The sequence below is a fragment of the Streptomyces sp. NPDC040410 genome (genome assembly GCF_055595715.1).
Map to the genome: position 1 here is coordinate 388,357 of NZ_JBVIVK010000004.1, position 20,434 is coordinate 408,790.

Below are 20,434 nucleotides of genomic sequence, written 5' to 3' on the forward strand. Positions count from 1 at the left end.
TCCTACAACGTACGGGGGCCATATCGATGATTCCCTTCAGCCGGGTTTTCCACCCTGTCCGGCTGCCCGGCGCGGGTGCCCGCTCAGCCGCCCGACAGCACCCTGACCAGGTCTTCCGCCGTGCGGCAGCGGTCCAGGAGCTCCTTGACGTGATTTCGCGTTCCGCGAAGCGGTTCGAGGGTTGGGACGCGCTGGAGCGAGTCCCGGCCCGGCAGGTCGAAGATGACCGAGTCCCAGGACGCCGCGGCGACGTCGTCGGCGTACTGCTCGAGGCAGCGTCCGCGGAAGTACGCGCGGGTGTCCTCAGGCGGCTTCGTACGAGCCCTCTCGACGTCGTTCTCGTCCAGCAGGCGCTTGATGCGTCCGCGGGCCACCAGCCGGTTGTAGAGGCCTTTCTCGGCCCGTACGTCGGCGTACTGGAGGTCGACCAGGTGGAGCCTCGCGGCGTCCCAGTCAAGGCTGTCGCGGCGCCGGTAGCCTTCCATGAGCTCCCGTTTGGCGACCCAGTCCAGTTCGCCGGCCAGGCTCATGGGGTCGTTCTCCAGGCGGTTGAGGGTGTCCTCCCAGCGGGCGAGGACGTCCTTGGTCTGTTCGTCGGCGTCGGAGCCGAAGCGCTCCTCCACGTATTTGCGCGAGAGCTCGTAGTACTCCATCTGCAGCTGGACCGCGGTGAGTGTCCGGCCGCTGCGGAGCGTGACGAGGCGCTTGAGCGCCGGGTCGTGGGACACCTGGTGGAGGGTGCGTACGGGCTGGTCGACGGCCAGGTCGACGGCGATGAAGCCGTCTTCGATCATGGACAGGACGAGGGCTGTCGTACCCAGTTTCAGATAGGTCGAGATCTCGGAGAGGTTGGCGTCGCCGATGATCACGTGGAGGCGGCGGTACTTCTCGGCGTCGGCGTGGGGCTCGTCGCGGGTGTTGATGATGGGGCGCTTGAGCGTTGTCTCGAGGCCGACCTCGACTTCGAAGTAGTCGGCGCGCTGGCTGAGCTGGAAGCCGTGTTCGTGGCCGTCCTGGCCGATGCCGACGCGGCCGGCTCCGGTGACGACCTGGCGGGAGACGAAGAACGGCGTGAGGTGGCGCACGATGTCCGAGAAGGGGGTTTCCCGCTTCATCAGGTAGTTCTCGTGGGTGCCGTAGGAGGCGCCTTTGTTGTCGGTGTTGTTCTTGTAGAGGTGGATCGGCTGGGCGCCGGGGAGCTGGGCGGCGCGTTCGGCGGCTTCGGCCATGATGCGTTCGCCGGCTTTGTCCCAGAGGACGGCGTCGCGGGGGTTGGTGACCTCGGGGGCGCTGTATTCGGGGTGTGCGTGGTCGACGTAGAGCCGTGCGCCGTTGGTGAGGATGACGTTGGCCAGGCCGATGTCCTCGTCGGTGAGCTGGCTGGCGTCGGCGGCTTCGCGGGCGAGGTCGAAGCCTCGCGCGTCGCGCAGCGGATTCTCCTCCTCGAAGTCCCAGCGGGCCCGGCGGGCCCGGTGCATCGCCGCCGCGTAGGCGTTGACGATCTGGGACGAGGTGAGCATGGCATTGGCGTTGGGGTGACCGGGGACGGAGATCCCGTACTCCGTCTCGATGCCCATTACTCGCCGTACGGTCATGCGGCCCTCCTTGCCCGGCGGTGTCCTCGGTCGGGGACGCCGCTCAAGTACCGCTGGCGCTCCGGTGCGTGTGCGGTGCCCGTCCCCGCACTGCGCGACTCGGCGGTACGGAAGAGCCTAGAACGCCTTTGCGCTGGTGGGGAGATCATTTGCGTCATTGCCTTGCTCGAGCCGTGGCCTGAAAAACAGTCGGCTGCGGGTACCCGGTGAGGGCACCCGCAGCCGCCCTGGCTTTTACAGGTACTGTCCGGTGTTCGCCACCGTGTCGATGGAGCGGCCGGTGTCCGCGCCCTGCTTTCCGGTGATAAGGGTACGGATGTAAACGATCCGTTCGCCCTTCTTTCCGGAGATTCGGGCCCAGTCGTCCGGGTTTGTGGTGTTGGGCAGGTCCTCGTTCTCCTTGAACTCGTCCACGCAGGCCTGGAGGAGGTGGGAGACGCGGAGGCCCTTCTGGTTGTGTTCGAGGAAGTCCTTGATCGCCATTTTCTTGGCGCGGCCGACGATGTTTTCGATCATGGCGCCGGAGTTGAAGTCCTTGAAGTAGAGGACTTCCTTGTCGCCGTTGGCGTAGGTGACTTCCAGGAAGCGGTTCTCCTCGGATTCTGCGTACATGTGTTCCACTGCGGTCTGGATCATGCTCTGGACCGTGGTGGCCTTGCTGCCGCTGTGTTCGCCGAGGTCGTCGGCGTGCAGCGGGAGGCGTTCGGTGAGGTACTTGCCGAAGATGTCCTTGGCGGCTTCGGCGTCGGGACGCTCGATCTTGATCTTCACATCGAGGCGGCCGGGGCGCAGGATGGCGGGGTCGATCATGTCCTCGCGGTTGGAGGCGCCGATGACGACCACGTTCTGCAGGCCTTCCACGCCGTCGATCTCGGCGAGCAGCTGGGGGACGATGGTGTTCTCCACGTCCGAGCTGACGCCTGAGCCGCGGGTGCGGAAGAGGGATTCCATCTCGTCGAAGAAGACGATGACGGGTGTGCCCTCGCTGGCCTTCTCGCGGGCACGCTGGAAGACGAGGCGGATCTGCCGCTCGGTCTCGCCGACGTACTTGTTGAGGAGCTCGGGGCCCTTGATGTTGAGGAAGAAGCTCTTGCCGGCGGCCTGGCCGGTGACTTCGGCGACCTTTTTGGCCAGTGAGTTGGCGACGGCCTTGGCGATGAGTGTCTTGCCGCATCCGGGGGGCCCGTACAGCAGGACGCCCTTGGGCGGTCGCAGTTCGTGCTCCTTGAACAGGTCGGGGTAGAGGTAAGGGAGCTCGACCGCGTCGCGGATGGCCTCGATCTGCCCGCCGAGGCCGCCGATCTGTTCGTAGCCGATGTCGGGTACTTCTTCGAGGACGAGTTCCTCGACCTCGCTCTTGGGCACGACCTCGTAGACGTAGCCGGAGCGGGGTTCGAGCAGGAGTGCGTCGCCGGGGCGGATGGTGACGTCCAGCAGCGGCTCGGCGAGCCGCACCACCCGTTCCTCGTCGGTGTGCCCGAGCACCAGGGCGCGCTCGCCGTCCTCGAGGATTTCCTTGAGGGTGACGATGTCCCCGACGCGCTCGTACTCCATGGCCTCGACCACATTGAGCGCTTCGTTGAGCATTACTTCCTGGCCGCGCCTGAGCTCGTCGAGCTCCACGCTGGGGCTGACGTTCACCCGGAGCTTGCGGCCCCCGGTGAAGATGTCGGCCGTGCCGTCCTCGTTCGCCGTGAGGAAGACACCGAAGCCGGCCGGGGGCTGTGCGAGCCGGTCGACTTCCTCCTTGAGGGCCACGATCTGGTCGCGGGCCTCACGGAGCGTGTTGGCGAGTCGCTCGTTCTGGGCGGACACGCCGGCCAGGTTGGTCTGCAGCTCGACGATCCGCTCCTCGAGAATCCTCGTGTGTCGCGGAGAGTCGGCGAGCTTGCGTCGCAGGACGGCGATCTCCTGCTCAAGGTAGGCAATCTGCCCGGCCGGGTCGTCGGACCCTCGTCCCGGGCGGATGCCGCGGTTCATGTCGTCGTCGTGGGCTGCCACGGTCCTCACCTCCTCCAAGGGGAGCTGGACGCTTCCAGACCCTACCTGGGTGGGTCTCGATTGAAACCCCTAGATCACAAAGACTGTCAAGGTGTGTCGTCAGCCACACCCTGTGCCCTTCCTCACGCCGTGTGGATACCCACTCAACGCGATTCAGAAGCGGCCTGTTCCAGGCCGGAGTGGTCAAACCCCTCCGCGACTGGGCGGAGTTGCGGCGCTTGGGAGTGGTACGACCTGGGAAGGCATGCGTCCTGGCGTCCGGCGGCGGCGCGGTCGGCGGCGGGTTCCGGGCCGGCTGCCGAGGCCGGGCGTGGCGGGCCCGGGAACCCGATCCGGTGACGCTCGGTGTCCGGGTGGGCGACGGGTGTGACGGCTGGTGGCCGGAGGTAGGGTCGAGGCGTTCAACACCCGTCAGAGCAGGGCCGACTTACTTCCGTGGTCGGGCCCGGCGCAGGAAACGGCAGGAGACATGAGCGTGCAGCAGGAGGCCGGGGCCGGTGGGGCACTGGAGGTCTGGATCGACCAGGATCTCTGTACCGGCGACGGCATCTGCGCCCAGTACGCGCCCGAGGTGTTCGAGCTGGACATCGACGGTCTGGCCTATGTGAAGAGCGCGGACGACGAGTTGCTGCAGGACAGGGGTGCGACAACACCCGTGCCGCTGCCGCTTCTGAAGGATGTGGCCGACTCCGCGAAGGAGTGTCCGGGCGACTGCATCCATGTCCGCCGGGTGTCGGACAGGGTCGAGGTCTACGGTCCTGACGCGGAGTGATGGTCTGAATACGGCCTGTTGCTACTGTCTGATTTCTCACTGCTCGGTTGGCCCGGGTCAGACGCTGTGTGCTCCTGCGGGTGTCGAGCGGAGGAACGCACCGTTCTTCCACTGCCACTTCGCGTGGTCCGTCACGTCCGGGCAGCAACTGGGCACGTCGGCCGTCGAGTAGCCGAGCATGGTGGCGAGGACAGCCCCGTCACGGACTGTGAACTCACTGACGGTGAGGCGGTCCTTCGGGTCGACCAGGGTGGCGACGACGCGGGGCTTGGCGGTGTCCGAGGCGCGGGTGAGGACGTAGACACCGTCGGGCGGGGTGCCCATCGGCGCGTCGCAGTGCACCACGACCACCGTCTCCGGTACGCCGTCACCGTCGAGGTCTCCCGAGGCCTTCTTCTGCACGACGGCCTTCACCGGCCCGCACTCGACCGGGAAGGCGACGCCGGTCGGATCGGGGGGTGCGACCGCCGCGGGGGCGGTCTTCGTCCCGGTGCCGGCCGCCTGGGCCGCCGTGGCCTGACCGGGTTGCAGGAACGGGGACAGGGCCACGACACCTGCGACAGCGGCGGCGGTGGCGACCCAGTGGATCGGACGGGTGTGCGTGTGTGCCAGTTCCGGTACGGCGGATTGCTGCACTAGAGGAGTGTCTCCTGTGAGGGCTGTGCCGGTGGGGGTGGCCAGCATGGTGCCACACGTCACAGGACGAGGGAACGGTGGGGTCGCGACTTGTGGTGCGGGAGCCACAGGTCGGTGGTGCCGCGACGGCAGCGGGACAGTGGCGCCGTGTCAAGAGAAAGGCGCTGTGGCCGAGTTCCCCGGTGGTTCCGGGAACTCGGCCACAGCGCCTTCACGTTGACTGCGGCACAGGCCGCGGCTCAGCGGCCGGCGGTGCCTCCGTCGGCGTTGGGGCCGGCGTAGTCCTCGCCGTAGGCGCCCTTGGCGGGGCGGCGGCGGCGCATGGGCGGCTCGACTCCGTCGGCGAGGCGGCGGGCGGTCAGCAGGAAGCCGGTGTGGCCGATCATGCGGTGGTCGGGCCGGACGGCGAGGCCCTCGATGTGCCAGTTGCGGATCATCGTCTCCCAGGCGGTCGGCTCGTTGAAGCAGCCGATCTCCCGGATGGACTCGACGGTCCGGGCGAGCTGGGTGGTGGTGGCGACGTAGCAGCAGAGGATGCCGCCGGGGACAAGTGCCTTGGAGACGGCCTCCAGGCACTCCCAGGGGGCGAGCATGTCCAGGATGACGCGGTCCACGTCGCTGTCGGACAGGTTGTCCTGGAGGTCGCCGACGGTGAGCTGCCAGGCGGGGTGCGGGCCGCCGAAGTAGCGCTCCACGTTCTGCTGGGCGATCTCGGCGAAGTCCTCGCGGCGCTCGTAGCTGTGCAGCATGCCCTGGTCGCCGATGGCGCGCAGCAGGAAGCTGCTGAGCGAGCCGGAGCCGACGCCGGCCTCCACGACGCGTGCGCCGGGGAAGATGTCGGCGAAGGCGAGGATCTGCCCCGCGTCCTTGGGGTAGACGACGGCTGCCCCGCGGGGCATGGACAGGACGTAGTCGGGGAGCAGGGGGCGCAGCGCGAGGTAGGCGACGTTCCCGGTGGTGCGGACGACGCTGCCCTCGGGTGCGCCGATCAGCTCGTCGTGCGGGAAGGAACCCTTGTGGGTGTGGAAGTTCTTCCCTGCTTCGAGCGTGAACGTGTAGTGGCGGCCCTTGGGGTCGGTCAGCTGTACCTGGTCCCCGACCTTGAAGGGCCCGCGACGGCGGGCGGCACCGGTCGGTTCGGACATGTGAACAGCCTACCGGCGTTTCCCCGGACGGCCGACCACGGGGAGGGGCGGGCGCCCGGGGAAGGGCGGGTGTCTAGGAGGGGCGGGCCATCGCCTTTACGAACGCGCGCTCGACGTCCGCGGCGGACAGGACGCCGTAGATCTCGCCGGTCTCCTCGACGACCAGGTACTCGGTGGCGGGGGTGGCGCGCAGGGCGTCGAGGAGGTCCTCTCCGGCCAGTTCCGCCGAGACGCGCATACCGTCCGTGAGTTCCTGGGCGAGGCCGCTGACGGCGACCCAGGGCCGGCGGTGTTCGGGTACGCCGACGATGGCCGCTTCGCGGACGAGGGAGCGGGGGCGGCCGTCGGCGTCGACGACGACCAGGGCGCGGGCGCCGGCGGCGTTGGCGCGGCGCAGGGCCTCGGAGAGCGGCGTGTCCGTCTCGACGGGGACAGCGCGGCGGGTGAGGTTGCGGGCGCGCAGTTCGGGGAGGTGTTCGCGCAGGCGGGCCATGCGCAGGCTGTTGCCGGCGCCGGTCCAGATGATCGCGGCGAGGATCGCGGCCAGCAGGGCGTCCATGACGGTGTCCATGCCGACGTTGTCCTCGGCGTTGGACCCGAGCGCGCCGGACTGGGTGAGCAGCGGCAGGCCGATCAGGACGGCGACGGCGAGGGCGCGGCCGACCCAGGCGGCGGCGATCGTGCCGCTCATCGGCCTGCCGGTGATCTTCCATACGACCGCGCGGAGCATGCGGCCGCCGTCGAGGGGCAGGCCGGGCAGGAGGTTGAACGCGGCGACGATGAGGTTGGAGATCATCAGACCGGCCAGCAGCACGCCGGGGACGGTGCCCGGCTCGACGCCCTGTACGGCGAGGTAGAAGAGGCCGGCGAGGAGCAGCGAGAGCAGCGGGCCGACGAAGGCGAGCACGAACTCGCGGCCGGGCGTCTCGGCTTCCTTCTCGATCTCGGAGACGCCGCCGAAGAACTGGAGCTGGATGCGGCGGACCGGGAGTTTGAAGCGGAGGGCGGCGACCGTGTGGGCCAGTTCGTGGACGAGGACGGAGGCGTAGAAGGCGACCGCGAAGAAGAGGGAGACGAGGTAGCGGGCGGCGCCGAGTTCGGGCAGCACCCGGTCGAGCTGGCCGCCGAACACCCAGGTGATCAGGGCGGCGACGAGGAACCAGCTGGGGGCGACGTACACGGGCACGCCGAAGGGCCGCCCCATGAGCAGCCCGCCGCGGGGGTCCCGGGACGGCCGTGGGGGCGGGGTGCCCTTGGCCGCTCCGGAGTGGGCTAGGGAGCGGTCGTGGGTGGTGTGGGGGGTGGGGTGGCCGGCGCCCTCGGTGTCGGTGCTGGTGTTGGTACCGGTTTCGATGAAGGGTCGGGCCGGGGTCGGACCATCGGGGCGGTGGTCCGTGTCCTGGTGGTCCGTGTCCTGGTGGTCCGTGTCCTGGTGGTCCGTGGTGTTGTGTTCGGCGGCCTCGTTGTCCGTCGGTCCGCCGTCCGTCGGTCCGCCGTCCGTGGGTCCGTCGTCCGGAGCACCGTGGCCGGTCGTGCCGTGCTCCACCGTGTTGCCGGCGCCGTGGTCGGCCGCGGCGTTGTCCCCCGTACGGTTGTCCGAAGCGGTCTGGTCCGGGGCGGTGGCGTCCCCGTTGGTGGCGTCCGGGCCGGTGGCGTCCGTGGTGGCGGTGTCGTGCGGGGTCGGGTCGGGGCGTGTGGGGCCGGGGGCCGGGGTCGCAGGCGGCCCTGCGTGGTGTTCGGCCGACTCGTCGGTGCCGGACCGCGGCTGCCCGCTCCCGCCGCTCTCGTCCACGGTGTCCCCTCGTTCGAAGCTTCTCCCGCGCCTGCCCGGCGGGAGGGTCTCCGGTCGATGGTATGCGGCCGTCGCCGTGCGTTCCGCCCCGGCACCCCACGTGTGCGCGCGTCCTCGTCCCGGCTCTCCGCCACCGAATGGGTCACTGTCAGTGGCGGGCCGTATGGTCTGGGGTCATGGAGACGAGCGCGGAGGGCGTCGCGGAGGCCCACAGCAGCGGTACCACGCCGACGGCGGCGGACCCGGCACCGACAGCCGGTGCGGGGGCGGCGGGTACGGCGACGACCGCCGACCCCGCGTGCGTCGCCATACCGCCGGCGTCGCTGTCGCCCTCGCGTGCCAGTGACTTCATGCAGTGTCCGTTGCTGTACCGGTTCCGGGTGATCGACCGGCTGCCCCAGAAGCCGAGCGAAGCGGCGACCCGCGGCACCCTGGTCCACGCGGTCCTGGAGCGCCTGTTCGACGCCCCGGCCGCCGAGCGGACCGCGCCCCGAGCCAAGTCGCTCATCCCCGGCCAGTGGGACCGGCTCCGGGAGACCCGTCCGGAGGTGGTCGAGCTGTTCGCCGACGATCCGGAGGGCGAGCGGCTGGCGCGCTGGCTCGGTGAGGCGGAGCGGCTCGTCGAGCGCTGGTTCGCGCTGGAGGATCCGACCCGGCTCGAGCCCGCCGAGCGGGAGCTGTTCGTCGAGACCGAGCTGGAATCGGGGCTGCGGCTGCGCGGGATCATCGACCGGGTGGACGTGGCGCCGACCGGTGAGGTGCGGATCGTCGACTACAAGACCGGCAAGGCGCCGCGGCCGGAGTACGCCGAGGGTGCGCTGTTCCAGATGAAGTTCTACGCACTGGTGGTCTGGCGGCTGAAGAACATCGTTCCGCGCCGGCTGCAGCTCGTCTATCTCGGCAGCGGTGACGTCCTGACCTACGACCCGGTCCTCGCCGACCTGGAGCGCGTCGAGCGCAAGCTGCTCGCGCTGTGGGACGCGATCCGGCTGGCGACCGAGACGGGTGAGTGGCGGCCCCGTCCCACCAAGCTGTGCGGCTGGTGCGACCACCAGGCGCACTGCCCGGAGTTCGGGGGCACTCCCCCGCCCTACCCGCTGGCGGTCAGGGCAGGCGAGTCCGGGAGCACGTGAGGCGCCCCAGGGACGGCCGATGAACAGGCGCAGGGCAGAATGGGGCCGGACTAGCGAAGGAGACTTACGTGGCCATCCGCGTCCTACTGGTCGACGACCAGCCGCTGCTGCGTACCGGCTTCCGGATGATTCTGGAGGCGGAGCAGGACATCGCGGTCGTGGGCGAGGCCGGAGACGGCCTTCAGGCTCTCGACCAGGTGCGGGCCCTGCAGCCTGATGTGGTTCTGATGGACATCCGTATGCCGCGGATGGACGGGGTGGAGGCGACGCGGCAGATCACGGGGCCCGGGCGGGACGGTCCGGCCAAGGTGCTGGTGCTGACCACGTTCGATCTCGACGAGTACGTGGTGGAGGCGCTGCGGGCCGGCGCGAGCGGGTTCCTCCTGAAGGACGCGCCGGCCAACGAGCTGGTCCAGGCGATCCGGGTGGTGGCCGCGGGCGAGGCGATGCTCGCACCGAGCATCACGCGCCGGCTGCTCGACAAGTACGCCACGCATCTGCCGTCCGGCGACGAGCCGGTGCCCGACACCCTGCACACACTCACCGAGCGGGAGGTGGAGGTGCTGAAGCTGGTGGCGCGCGGCCTGTCCAATGCGGAGATCGCCGCTGATCTCTTCGTCAGTGAGACCACGGTGAAGACGCATGTCGGTCACGTCCTGACCAAGCTGGGGCTGCGGGACCGGGTGCAGGCCGCGGTGTACGCGTACGAGAGCGGTCTGGTGCGCCCGGGCGCCCAGTAGGACGTCTGACGTTTCACGGCACCGAGGGCGTCCCCTGCGAGACAGGGGACGCCCTCGGTGTGTGCAGGGCCGTCGGTACGGCCGCCGCTCAGTCCCTGCTGAGTTCCCAGAACCGGAACACGGTCGAGGGGTCCAGGCAGTACTCCAGGCCGTAGACGCCCTCGCGGGCTACCGCGTACTGCTTTGCCTGCCAGACGGGGAGGACGGGGAGTTCCTCGGCGACGACGTCCTGGAGCCTGCCGAAGTCGGCGTCCGTGGCGGAGCGGTCGCTCTGGGCGGCGGTACGCGGGATGAGCGTGCCGGTGATCGTGGCGTTGGCGTAGTTGTTGCTCAGCACGTTGCCCTTGCCGAAGAAGGGGGCCGTGAAGTTGTCGGCGTCCGGGTAGTCGGGCACCCAGCCCTTGACGTAGACGCCGTACTTGCCGTCTGCGATGTCCTTCTCGTACTGCTCGAAGTCGACGGACTTCACGTCGGCGTCGAAGAGGCCGCTGGCGTTGAGCTGGCCGGCGATCGCCTTCAGCTCGTCGTCGGTGGCGGGGCCGTAACGGGAGGGGGTCGACCAGAGGGTCAGCTTGACCTTGCCGGTGATGCCGTCGGCCCGCAGTGCGGCTGCCGCCTTGGCCTTGGAGGGGCGGGCGCCGTAGACGTCGAAGAAGGCGGTGTTGTGGCCGGAGATGCCGGCCGGGATGATCGAGTACAGCGGGGTGGCCGTGCCGTCGTAGACGTTCTTGATGAGGGCGTCGCGGTCGAGCAGGTGGGCGATGGCCTTGCGGACGCCGAGCTTTCCGGCCACCGGGTCGTCCATGTTGAAGACCAGGTGCTGAACCTCGGCGCTGCTGCCCTCGACGACCGCGGCGCCCGAGCCGGAACCGGTGTCGGCGTTCTCGATGTCCGCGATGTCGCCCGCGGACAGACCGCGGTAGGCGATGTCGATCTCGTCGTCCTGGAGGGCCTTCTTGAGGGCGTTCTGGTCGCCTTGGAACAACTTGACTGTCACACCGGGGTTCCGCGCCTTGGCGGGACCCCGGTAGTGCTCGTTGACCGAGAAGACGGCCTCGTCCTCGCTGAACGAATCCAGCTTGTAGGGGCCGGAGCCGACGGCCTCACCGTCCGTGCGCAGGCCGTCGGCGTCGTACTGCCTGTGGTCGACGATGGAGCCGGCGGCGGAAGCGATCTTGCTGGGGAAGGTGGCGTCGGGCGTGTCGAGCTTGAAGACGACCGTCTTCTCGTCCGGCGTCTCGACCTGGTCGAGCATGGCGAAAATGATCGCGGGGCCCGCGTCGTCGTTGATCTTCAGCATACGGTCGAAGGAGAACTTGACGTCTTCGGAGGTGAGCTCGTCACCGTTGCTGAACTTGAGGCCGTCCTTCAGCGTGCACTTGTAGACCCGGGTCTGCGAGTCCGTGAAGGAACACTCCTCGGCGACCTCCGGCTGCGGCTCGGTGCCTCCCTTGGGGAAGCTGAGCAGCGACTGGAAGACGTTGTTGAACAACAGCCAGGAACCGGGGTCGTAGCCTGACGCGGGGTCGGTTGCGAGGATGTCCTCGGACATCCCCATGACCACGGAGGAGCCGCCGCTCCCCGAGTCGCCCGTCCCCGTTCCGCAGCCGGTCAACAGGCCGGAGGCCAGCCCTGCCACGATCGGCAGGACCGGCCACTGGTTGCGCATGTTCACTTGCAGGTGCCTTGTCGTCGTTTTTCGAGATCCCGGGGCCCTTGGTTCTGGCCCCGGGTACGGCGAGGATCAGTCGTCCACGCCGCGGCTGAGTTCCCACAGCTGTAGCGTGGAGGAGGAGTTGAGCGCGTAGGCGGTGCCCGTGACGGTGTCGCGTGCGGCGATGTACTGCTTCCCCTGCCAGAGCGGGAGGATGGGCACGTCGTCGGCGACGATGTCCTGGATGTCCGTCAGGCTGCTGGAGGCGGACAGCCGGTCGGCCTCTCGGCGGGACTCCGGGATCAGGGTGTTGCGGATCTCGCTGTTCGTGTACGGCAGCTTGAGGAAGTTGTCCTTGTCGAGGAACGGCGCGATGTAGTTGTCGGCTTCCGGGAAGTCCGGGAACCAGCCCATGCCCCAGACCTCGTAGTTGCCGTTCCGCTCGGCCGGAACGAACGTGTCCCAGGGGGCACCCTTGATGGTCACGTCGAACAGGCCGCTGGCGTTGAGCTGCTTCTGCAGGAGTTCGAACTCCTGCTCGGTGGCCGGGCCGTAGTGGTCGGTCGTGTAGTTCAGCGTCAGCTTCACCGGAGTGGTGATGTCGGCCTTGGCCAGCAGGGACTTGGCCTTGTCGACGCTGGGGTCGCCGTACTTGTTGAAGAACGAGTTGGAGTGGCCGGTGATGGAGGCCGGCACCAGCGAGTACAGCGGCTCGGCCGAGGAGCCGTACACCTTGGAGACGAGTTCGCTGCGGTCGATGATCTGAGCCATGGCCTGGCGGACCGACTTGGCCTTCACGACCGGGTTGTCGGTGTTGAAGGCCAGGTAGCGGATTTCCAGGCCGGGCATCTCTATGAGCTCGACGTTGCCGCCAGAGGCCTCGGAGAGCCCCTTGATCTGCTCCGGCGACATCGTGCGGGTCATCACGTCGATGTCGCCTTTGTCGAGGGCGTCGCCCATGGCGTCGGCGTCCGCGAAGGAGCGCATGGCGACCTCTTCGTTGTTCACCTTCAGAGCCCCTTTGTAGTCGGGGTTCTTGATGAACACGGCCTTGGTCATCTCGTCGCCGTCGACCTCGGCCTTCAGGGTGTACGGGCCGGAGCCGTCCACGTCGAAGCCGTGGCGCAGCTTGTTCTTCTCGTAGTCGTCCGGGTTGACGATGCCCGTGACCGGGGTCGAGAGCTTGTACGGGAAGGTGGCGTCGGCGGTCTTGAGGTGGAAGATGACTTGGTCGTCGCCCTGGGTTTCGACGGTGTCGATGGTGGACAGCAGGGCGAAGACGCCACTGTCGGCCTTGATCGCCATGGCACGGTCGATGGAGAACTTCACGTCCTCGGCGGTGATGGGGTCACCGCCTGCGAACCTCAGGCCGTCGCGGAGCTTGCAGGCGTAGCGCTCGTTGCCGCTGTCGGTGAAGCCGCAGCTTTCCGCGGCCTCGGGGACGGGGTCTCCCTCGCCCTTGGGCTGGATCATCAGGGTCTGCACGGTGTGGCGCAGGATGTTCCAGGTGCCGACGTCGTAGGCGTAGGCCGGGTCGAGGGGCGCGGGGGCGTCCTTCGAGGTGGTGAACCGGTCCGTGGTGCCGACGACGATCGCGTCCTCGTCGCCGCTCCCGCTGCCGGACCCGCCACAGGCGGCGAGTACCGGTGCGAGCAGGCCGACCACGGCCGGCAGCACCAAAGTCTTGCGGTTCATGCTCGAGTTTCTCCAGAGCTGCCGTCGTCCATGTATCCGGGTGTCCGGGTGTCCGGCATGCATGGGTGTCGCAGCGGATCACCGGGGAACGGGGTGATGTTCTCGCGACGAGATTAGTCCGCACCGGCACGAGGGTTCGCGGCTACCGGAGTTGAGCCTCCATCACGCAGCGGAACCGGGTGTGGACACACTGAAAACCCGGCGGCGGAAGGATTCGTGCAGCGTTCCATCAATCGGGACACAAGGGCGCCCCCGACACCGCCCGAAACGGGGTGAACAGCACGCGCGTCACTCCCTGTCGACCCTCCATCGCGTGGGGAACGTCACATACCGTCCGATGCGGTAACGGAACGCAATTCGGCCATCCGACTCGGTTCGAATTCCTTCGAGTGCATCCCTCGCGAACTACCGGCCTATCGGCGCTGCACGTTGGGTCAACGCCCAGGCCCCGTCGTCGAATTCCCGCCTGGCCCGCGATGCCATGCACGCTCCCCCACTGCCTTGAGGGCATGGGAGGTGCCCCCCACTCGCCGCTCCGGGCACCTGCCCGAGTACTTCCTCCAGTACGAGGGCCGGGCCCGGCACGCCGAGAGCACGCACCCGACGCCGTGAGCCCGCCCTCCGGGCGGACGACGGGAATGTGACGGGACCTAGCGCATTTCCGTCATCAGTCCGCGCAGAAATGCCAGGTCGACCTCTTCGAGCGAGCCCACGACGGTGCGGCGTGCGGACGGGCCGATGGGCGCCACGGAGGGCACGGCCACCACGTGGCAGCCCGCGGCCTCCGCCGAGGCGACCCCGGTAGCGGTGTCCTCGACGACCGCGCATCTGGCCGGAACCGCTCCGAGGCCGGCGGCGGCGAACAGGTAAGGGTCCGGGTGCGGCTTGGTGCGCGGTACCTCGTCGCCGGCCACCGTCAGGGAGAAGTACTGGGGTCCGAGGGACGCGAGCACCCGGTCGATGATGCGCCGGTGCGAGGCGGAGACCAGGGCCGTGGGGATCTCGTGGGCGGCCAGCTCGGCCAGCAGCCGGGCGGCGCCCGGCATCAGGGGCAGGGCGCGCCCGATGCGGTCCTCGAATCCGTTGTTGAGCAGCACCGTGAGCTCGGCGAGGGTGATGTCGGCCCCGGTGACCTCGATCAGGAACCCCGCGCTGCGGGTCATGGGGCCGCCGACCACGACATGGCGCCAGGAGTCGTCGAGGGTGTGGCCGAGGCGGGCGAAGACCTCGACCTCGACGTCCCACCAGAAGCCCTCGGTGTCCACCAGGGTTCCGTCCATGTCGAGGAGCACGGCCTGCAGGGCTGAGCCTTCGGCCGTACGGGTTCCGAGCGCGGGGACCGTGCTGGTCATCCGGGCGCACCTCCTTGGGGGACGATCAGGCCGGTTCCCACGAAGGGAACCGGCCTGCGGTGGACCCACCAGTGTACGTCTCCCGCGGGCGAAGCGCCTGGTTTAACCCGTGAGCCCCGGGGCACACAGGGGTCACCGCCGGGGGTGGGCTCAGCGTGCGTTGAAGTACTTCGCCTCAGGGTGGTGGATGACGATCGCGTCCGTGGACTGCTCGGGGTGGAGCTGGAACTCCTCGGACAGCTGGACGCCGATACGCTCCGGCTGGAGCAGCTCCGCGATCTTGGCCCGGTCCTCCAGGTCGGGGCAGGCGCCGTAGCCGAGGGAGAAGCGCGCCCCGCGGTACTTCAGGGCGAACATGTCATCGATGTCGCTGGGGTCCTCGCCGGCGAAGCCGAGTTCGGAACGCACTCGCGCGTGCCAGTACTCGGCGAGCGCCTCGGCCAACTGCACGGACAGGCCGTGCAGTTCGAGGTAGTCGCGGTAGGAGTCCGCCGCGAAGAGCTTCGCCGTCTCCTCGCCGATCCGCGAGCCGACGGTGACCACCTGAAGGCCTACGACGTCCTTCTCGCCCGACTCCTCCGGGCGGAAGAAGTCCGCGAGACACAGCCGGCGGCCGCGGCGCTGGCGCGGGAAGGTGAACCGGGTGCGCTCGTTGCCCTGCTCGTCGAGGATGATCAGGTCGTCGTCCTTGGACACGCACGGGAAGTAGCCGTAGACGACCGCCGCTTCCAGCATGTTCTCCGTCTGCAGCCGGTCGAGCAGACCGCGCAGCCGCGGGCGGCCCTCGGTCTCGACGAGTTCCTCGTAGGAGGGACCGTCACCGGCGCGGGACTGCTTGAGGCCCCACTGGCCCTTGAACAGCGCGCCCTCGTCGAGCCAGGTGGCGTATTCCTTGAGCTGGATGCCCTTGATGACGCGGGTGTCCCAGAACGGCGGGGTGGGGATGGGGTTGTCGGTGGCCACGTCGGAGCGGACGTGCCCCTCCTCCGGGCGCTCCTCCACCTCCACGGCGGCTGCGGCGCGGACCCTGCGCTGCTTGAGCTCGGGCAGCTTGGCACCGGGCACGCCCCGCTTGACCCCGATGAGCGCGTCCATCAGCCGCAGGCCCTCGAACGCGTCGCGGGCGTAACGGACTTCGCCCTCGTAGATCTCGTGCAGGTCCTGCTCGACGTAGGCGCGGGTGAGGGCGGCGCCGCCCAGGATGACCGGGTAAGTGGCCGACAGACCGCGCTGGTTGAGCTCCTCCAGGTTCTCCTTCATGATCACCGTGGACTTCACCAGCAGTCCGGACATGCCGATGACGTCGGCGCGGTGCTCCTGTGCCGCCTCCAGGATCGCCGCCACCGGCTGCTTGATGCCGAGGTTGACCACGTTGTAGCCGTTGTTGGACAGGATGATGTCGACCAGGTTCTTGCCGATGTCGTGCACGTCCCCGCGCACCGTGGCGAGCACGATGGTGCCCTTGCCCTCGGCGTCCGACTTCTCCATGTGCGGTTCGAGGTGGGCGACGGCGGCCTTCATGACCTCGGCGGACTGGAGGACGAACGGCAGCTGCATCTGGCCGGAGCCGAAGAGCTCGCCCACGACCTTCATGCCGTCCAGAAGGATCTCGTTGACGATGTCGAGGGCGGGGCGGGTCTGCAGGGCCTCGTCCAGGTCGGCCTCGAGGCCGTTGCGCTCGCCGTCGATGATGCGGCGCTTGAGGCGCTCCTCCAGCGGGAGGGCGGCCAGCTCCTCGGCCTTGCCCGCCTTCAGCGACTTTGCCGTGGCGCCCTCGAACAGCTCCATCAGCTTCTGGAGCGGGTCGTAGCCCTCGCCGCGACGGTCGTAGATCAGGTCCAGAGCCGTGGTGACCTGCTCCTCGTCGAACCGGGCGATCGGCAGGATCTTCGACGCGTGCACGATCGCCGAGTCCAGGCCCGCCTTGACGCACTCGTCCAGGAAGACGGAGTTGAGGAGGATGCGGGCGGCCGGGTTCAGGCCGAAGGAGATGTTCGACAGGCCGAGCGTGGTCTGGACGTCAGGGTGGCGGCGCTTGAGCTCACGGATCGCCTCGATGGTGGCGATGCCGTCCTTCCGGGACTCCTCCTGGCCCGTACAGATCGTGAAGGTCAGTGTGTCGATGAGGATGTCCGACTCGAGGATGCCCCAGTTCGTCGTCAGGTCCTCGATCAGCCGCTCGGCGATCTCGACCTTCTTCTCGGGGGTGCGGGCCTGGCCCTCCTCGTCGATGGTCAGCGCGATCAGGGCCGCGCCGTGCTCCTGGGCGAGCTCGGTGACCTTCGCGAAGCGGGACTCGGGGCCGTCGCCGTCCTCGTAGTTGACGGAGTTGATCACCGCGCGGCCGCCGAGCTTCTCCAGGCCGGCTTGGATGACGTCGACCTCGGTGGAGTCCAGCACGATCGGCAGGGTGGAGGCGGTCGCGAAGCGTCCGGCCAGTTCGTCCATGTCCGCCACGCCGTCGCGGCCCACGTAGTCCACGCACAGGTCCAGCATGTGGGCGCCCTCGCGGATCTGGTCGCGGGCCATCTCCACACAGTCGTCCCAGCGGCCCGCCAGCATGGCCTCGCGGAACTTCTTCGAGCCGTTGGCGTTGGTGCGCTCGCCGATGGCCAGGTACGAGGTGTCCTGCCGGAACGGGACCGTCTGGTAGAGGGAGGCGGCGCCGGGCTCGGGCTCGGGGGTGCGCTCGACGGGCGCCACCTCGCGCACCCGCTCCACGAGCTGCCGCAGGTGCTCGGGCGTAGTGCCGCAGCAGCCGCCGACCAGGTTCAGCCCGTAGTCGCGGACAAACGTCTCCTGCGCGTCCGCCAGGCCCTCGGGGCCGAGCGGGAAGTGAGCGCCGTCCTTGGTGAGGATCGGCAGCCCGGCATTCGGCATGCACAGCAGCGGCGTGCGGGAGTGCCGGGCCAGATAGCGCAGGTGCTCGCTCATCTCGGCGGGGCCGGTCGAGCAGTTCAGGCCGATCATGTCGATGCCGAGGGGCTCCAGCGCCGTCAGCGCGGCGCCGATCTCCGAGCCGAGCAGCATGGTGCCGGTCGTCTCGAACGCCATCGAGACCAGCAGCGGTACCTCGGCCCCGGTCGCCTCCATCGCGCGTCGGGCGCCCAGGATCGAGGACTTCGTCTGGAGCAGGTCCTGCGTCGTCTCGACGATCAGGGCGTCGGCGCCGCCGGCGAGCAGGCCCTCGGCGTTCGCCTGGAAGCCGTCGCGCAGGGTGCCGTAGCCGATGTGACCGAGAGTCGGCAGCTTCGTGCCGGGGCCGATGGAACCGAGCACCCAGCGCTGGCGGCCGTCGCGTGCGCCGAACGCGTCCGCCGTCTCGCGGGCGATCCGGGCACCGGCCTCGGACAGCTCGTACACGCGGTCGGAGATGTCGTACTCGGCCATGGCCGAGTGGTTTGCTCCGAACGTGTTCGTCTCGACGCAGTCCACGCCCGAGGCGAAGTACGCCTCGTGGACCGAACGGACGATGTCGGGCCGGGTCAGGTTCAGGATCTCGTTGCAGCCCTCGAGATGCTGGAAGTCCTCCAGCGTGGGGTCCTGGGCCTGGAGCATGGTGCCCATCGCTCCGTCGGCCACCACCACACGGGTGGCGAGGGCCTCACGGAGCGCGGACACACGGGTCCGGCTGTCGGCGGAAGGGGTCAGCGGCGACGAGGCCATTAAGGGGCTCCCTGGAGTGCGACGGCTGTCGGCTTTGCGCTTCCCCTCGAACCTCTCACAGAACGTCCCGGGGAGGGCGCACGCCGCAAGGGTAGCCGGGTCCCGTGGCGGATGGTCACAGGGTCCACGGGGCGGACAGGAATGGCGGTCGCGCCACCACCGGGATACCTGTGACGCAACAGATGCTGACCCACCATTAGCGGGAGGTCGACATCCACCGGTAGTGTTCGACATTGCCGAACAGCGGCAGCGACGTCGCGCGTCGACGCGTCGAAGGGGACGGAGGCAGTACGGCGATGGCACGGAACATCCAGTCGCTCGAGCGGGCGGCCGCGATGATGCGACTGCTCGCGGGTGGCGAGCGGCGGCTCGGCCTGTCGGACATCGCCTCCTCGCTGGGCCTCGCCAAAGGCACCGCCCACGGCATACTGCGCACCCTCCAGCAGGAGGGCTTCGTCGAACAGGACGACGCCTCCGGCCGCTACCAGCTGGGCGCGGAGCTGCTGCGCCTGGGCACCACCTATCTGGACGTGCACGAACTACGGGCGCGCGCCCTGGTATGGACGGACGATCTGGCCCGCTCCAGCGGCGAGAGCGTCTATCTGGGCGTGCTGCACCAGCAGGGCGTGCTGATCGTGCACCACGTCTTCCGGCCCGACGACAGCCGGCAGGTCCTGGAGATCGGGGCCATGCAGCCGCTGCACTCCACGGCTTTGGGCAAGGTCCTTTCGGCGTACGACCCGGTCGCCCACAGCGAGGCGGTCGAGGCCGACCGCAAGGCGTTCACGGACAGGACCTTGTGCGAGCTCGACGCGTTCGAGCACATCCTCGACATCACGCGCGCCCGTGGCTACGCGGCCGACGTCGAGGAGACCTGGGAGGGCGTCGCCTCCGTCGCCGCACCCGTCCACGACCGGCGGCGCATGCCGGTGGGTGCCGTGGCCATCACCGGCGCCGTGGAACGGGTGTGCCGGGACGGGGAGCTGCGCCCCGAGCTGATCGCGGCGGTGCGGGACTGTGCCCGCGCGGTGTCCCGGGACCTGGGCGCCAGGCGCTTCTGAGCAGCGAGTCGGCCGAGCCGGGCGTCGTTCGACGTTCCGGCTCTCAGTCGTGCCCTTGACACAACGGGGCAAAGGCGGACGTTCAGCACGCACGGTGCCCGCTTCGGAGCCATCTGTATCGAACTCAAGATCGATGGCCGGCATCGATCAATAACGATCGCATTTTCGATATCAGAGCTCTTGACGCACAGGTGACGCCGGAGCAAGACTCCCGTCCATCGGTCGGCATTGTCGAACACCTAACGGCAATAAGCGCTAGAGTGTGGCAACGCCAAGGGCCGGCATCGCTCTCACCCCCGAGGGCGCTCGAACTCCCGGAGGGACCCGGGGTTCGGTTCCCTGGACGAAGGACAAAGGAGTCGCGGGTGTCCAGCTCCGACATCTTCATCGGCGAGACCATCGGTACCGCCATACTCATCCTGCTCGGCGGAGGCGTCTGCGCCGCCGTCACGCTGAAGGCCTCCAAGGCCCGTAACGCCGGCTGGCTCGCCATCACCTTCGGGTGGGGTTTCGCTGTTCTGACGGCTGTGTACGCCTCGGCGCCGCTCTCCGGCGCCCACCTCAACCCGGCCGTCACGGTCGCACTCGCCATCAAGGACGGCGAGTGGAGCAACGTTCCGACCTACATCGCCGGACAGTTCCTCGGTGCCGCCATCGGCGCCACCCTGGTCTGGGTTGCCTACTACGGGCAGTTCCGCGCGCACCTCACCGACAAGGAGATCGTCGGCGGTCCGGGCGCGCAGGCGACCGACGTCAAGGCCGTCGAGGCCCAGGAGACGGGCGCGGGCCCGGTCCTGGGTGTCTTCTCCACCGGTCCGGAGATCCGGAACGTGGTGCAGAACCTGCTCACGGAGATCATCGGCACCGTCGTGCTGGTGCTCGCCATCCTCACGCAGGGCCTGAACGACAACGGCAACGGACTGGGCACCCTGGGCGCCCTGGTCGTCGCACTCGTGGTCGTCTCGATCGGTCTGTCGCTCGGCGGCCCGACCGGCTACGCGATCAACCCGGCCCGTGACCTCGGACCGCGTATCGTGCACGCCCTTCTGCCCCTGCCCAACAAGGGCGGCTCCGACTGGGGCTACGCCTGGATCCCGGTGGTCGGCCCGCTCGTCGGCGCCGCGATCGCCGCAGGCATCTACAACGTCGCATTTGCTTAAGAGCACCGGCTTCACCGCACTTAACCAGCACA

Annotated in this window: 14 protein-coding genes; 5 read left to right on the forward strand and 9 right to left on the reverse strand. The window is 68.8% G+C overall.

Features of this window, described 5'->3' with window-relative positions; genetic code table 11:
- Positions 1–83: 83 nt before the first annotated feature.
- Both dop and arc read right to left on the reverse strand, forming a co-directional pair.
- Positions 84–1,595: a depupylase/deamidase Dop gene (dop, locus tag ACZ562_RS11800; protein ID WP_471176639.1), complete on the reverse strand. Its 1,512-nt coding sequence runs from the start codon at positions 1,593–1,595 to the stop codon at positions 84–86.
- Between the two features lie 234 nt (positions 1,596–1,829).
- Complete coding sequence (gene arc, locus ACZ562_RS11805) at positions 1,830–3,596, reverse strand: proteasome ATPase (RefSeq protein ID WP_471176642.1); 1,767 nt, start codon at positions 3,594–3,596, stop codon at positions 1,830–1,832.
- Between the two features lie 469 nt (positions 3,597–4,065).
- On the opposite strand from arc, the gene ACZ562_RS11810 reads away from it, so the two are divergent.
- Positions 4,066–4,368 (forward strand): ferredoxin, encoded by a 303-nt coding sequence (locus ACZ562_RS11810; RefSeq protein ID WP_471176644.1) that lies wholly within the window; start codon positions 4,066–4,068, stop codon positions 4,366–4,368.
- 57 nt (positions 4,369–4,425) lie between these two features.
- Here ACZ562_RS11810 and ACZ562_RS11815 read toward each other — a convergent pair whose 3' ends face one another.
- The 3 genes from ACZ562_RS11815 to ACZ562_RS11825 form a co-directional block, all read right to left on the reverse strand.
- Positions 4,426–5,004: a hypothetical protein gene (locus ACZ562_RS11815; protein ID WP_471176647.1), complete on the reverse strand. Its 579-nt coding sequence runs from the start codon at positions 5,002–5,004 to the stop codon at positions 4,426–4,428.
- A gap of 239 nt (positions 5,005–5,243) precedes the next feature.
- Entirely contained in the window at positions 5,244–6,149 is a 906-nt protein-coding gene (locus ACZ562_RS11820) for a tRNA (adenine-N1)-methyltransferase (RefSeq protein WP_471176649.1), read from the reverse strand.
- Positions 6,150–6,222: 73 nt separating this feature from the next.
- Positions 6,223–7,941, reverse strand: a complete 1,719-nt coding sequence (locus ACZ562_RS11825; RefSeq protein ID WP_471176652.1) for a site-2 protease family protein — start codon at positions 7,939–7,941, stop codon at positions 6,223–6,225.
- A gap of 176 nt (positions 7,942–8,117) precedes the next feature.
- Between ACZ562_RS11825 and ACZ562_RS11830 the strand changes: the two genes are divergently transcribed.
- Both ACZ562_RS11830 and ACZ562_RS11835 read left to right on the forward strand, forming a co-directional pair.
- Positions 8,118–9,074 (forward strand): RecB family exonuclease, encoded by a 957-nt coding sequence (locus ACZ562_RS11830; protein ID WP_471176655.1) that lies wholly within the window; start codon positions 8,118–8,120, stop codon positions 9,072–9,074.
- A gap of 68 nt (positions 9,075–9,142) precedes the next feature.
- The gene (locus ACZ562_RS11835) at positions 9,143–9,814 is read left to right on the forward strand and encodes a response regulator (RefSeq protein WP_030179609.1); all 672 of its coding nucleotides are present in this window, start codon (positions 9,143–9,145) and stop codon (positions 9,812–9,814) included.
- 88 nt (positions 9,815–9,902) lie between these two features.
- Here the strand turns inward: ACZ562_RS11835 and ACZ562_RS11840 are convergent, their stop codons facing one another.
- From ACZ562_RS11840 to metH, 4 genes are all read right to left on the reverse strand, one after another.
- Positions 9,903–11,489: an ABC transporter substrate-binding protein gene (locus ACZ562_RS11840; protein WP_471176659.1), complete on the reverse strand. Its 1,587-nt coding sequence runs from the start codon at positions 11,487–11,489 to the stop codon at positions 9,903–9,905.
- A 69-nt stretch (positions 11,490–11,558) separates the two neighbouring features.
- Positions 11,559–13,163 carry an ABC transporter substrate-binding protein gene (locus ACZ562_RS11845; protein ID WP_471176662.1) on the reverse strand — a complete coding sequence of 535 codons (1,605 nt, stop codon included), beginning with the start codon at positions 13,161–13,163 and terminating at the stop codon, positions 11,559–11,561.
- 650 nt (positions 13,164–13,813) lie between these two features.
- Positions 13,814–14,515 carry an HAD family hydrolase gene (locus tag ACZ562_RS11850; protein ID WP_471176665.1) on the reverse strand — a complete coding sequence of 234 codons (702 nt, stop codon included), beginning with the start codon at positions 14,513–14,515 and terminating at the stop codon, positions 13,814–13,816.
- 150 nt (positions 14,516–14,665) lie between these two features.
- Complete coding sequence (gene metH, locus ACZ562_RS11855; RefSeq protein WP_471176668.1) at positions 14,666–18,181, reverse strand: methionine synthase; 3,516 nt, start codon at positions 18,179–18,181, stop codon at positions 14,666–14,668.
- Positions 18,182–18,477: 296 nt separating this feature from the next.
- On the opposite strand from metH, the gene ACZ562_RS11860 reads away from it, so the two are divergent.
- Together ACZ562_RS11860 and ACZ562_RS11865 are read left to right on the forward strand one after the other, a co-directional pair.
- Positions 18,478–19,242 (forward strand): IclR family transcriptional regulator, encoded by a 765-nt coding sequence (locus ACZ562_RS11860; RefSeq protein WP_471176671.1) that lies wholly within the window; start codon positions 18,478–18,480, stop codon positions 19,240–19,242.
- 365 nt (positions 19,243–19,607) lie between these two features.
- Positions 19,608–20,402, forward strand: coding sequence for an MIP/aquaporin family protein (locus ACZ562_RS11865; RefSeq protein ID WP_471176674.1), 795 nt, complete (start codon positions 19,608–19,610; stop codon positions 20,400–20,402).
- Positions 20,403–20,434 lie beyond the last annotated feature (32 nt).

Bases quoted from the DNA above. Each gene is read 5' to 3' on its own strand.
- ACZ562_RS11810 (WP_471176644.1), top strand. From the start codon at position 4,066: ATGAGCGTGCAGCAGGAGGCCGGGGCCGGTGGGGCACTGGAGGTCTGG.
- ACZ562_RS11850 (WP_471176665.1), bottom strand. From the start codon at position 14,515: ATGACCAGCACGGTCCCCGCGCTCGGAACCCGTACGGCCGAAGGCTCA.
- metH (WP_471176668.1), bottom strand. From the start codon at position 18,181: ATGGCCTCGTCGCCGCTGACCCCTTCCGCCGACAGCCGGACCCGTGTG.
- dop (WP_471176639.1), bottom strand. From the start codon at position 1,595: ATGACCGTACGGCGAGTAATGGGCATCGAGACGGAGTACGGGATCTCC.
- ACZ562_RS11860 (WP_471176671.1), top strand. From the start codon at position 18,478: ATGGCACGGAACATCCAGTCGCTCGAGCGGGCGGCCGCGATGATGCGA.
- ACZ562_RS11845 (WP_471176662.1), bottom strand. From the start codon at position 13,163: ATGAACCGCAAGACTTTGGTGCTGCCGGCCGTGGTCGGCCTGCTCGCA.
- ACZ562_RS11820 (WP_471176649.1), bottom strand. From the start codon at position 6,149: ATGTCCGAACCGACCGGTGCCGCCCGCCGTCGCGGGCCCTTCAAGGTC.
- ACZ562_RS11830 (WP_471176655.1), top strand. From the start codon at position 8,118: ATGGAGACGAGCGCGGAGGGCGTCGCGGAGGCCCACAGCAGCGGTACC.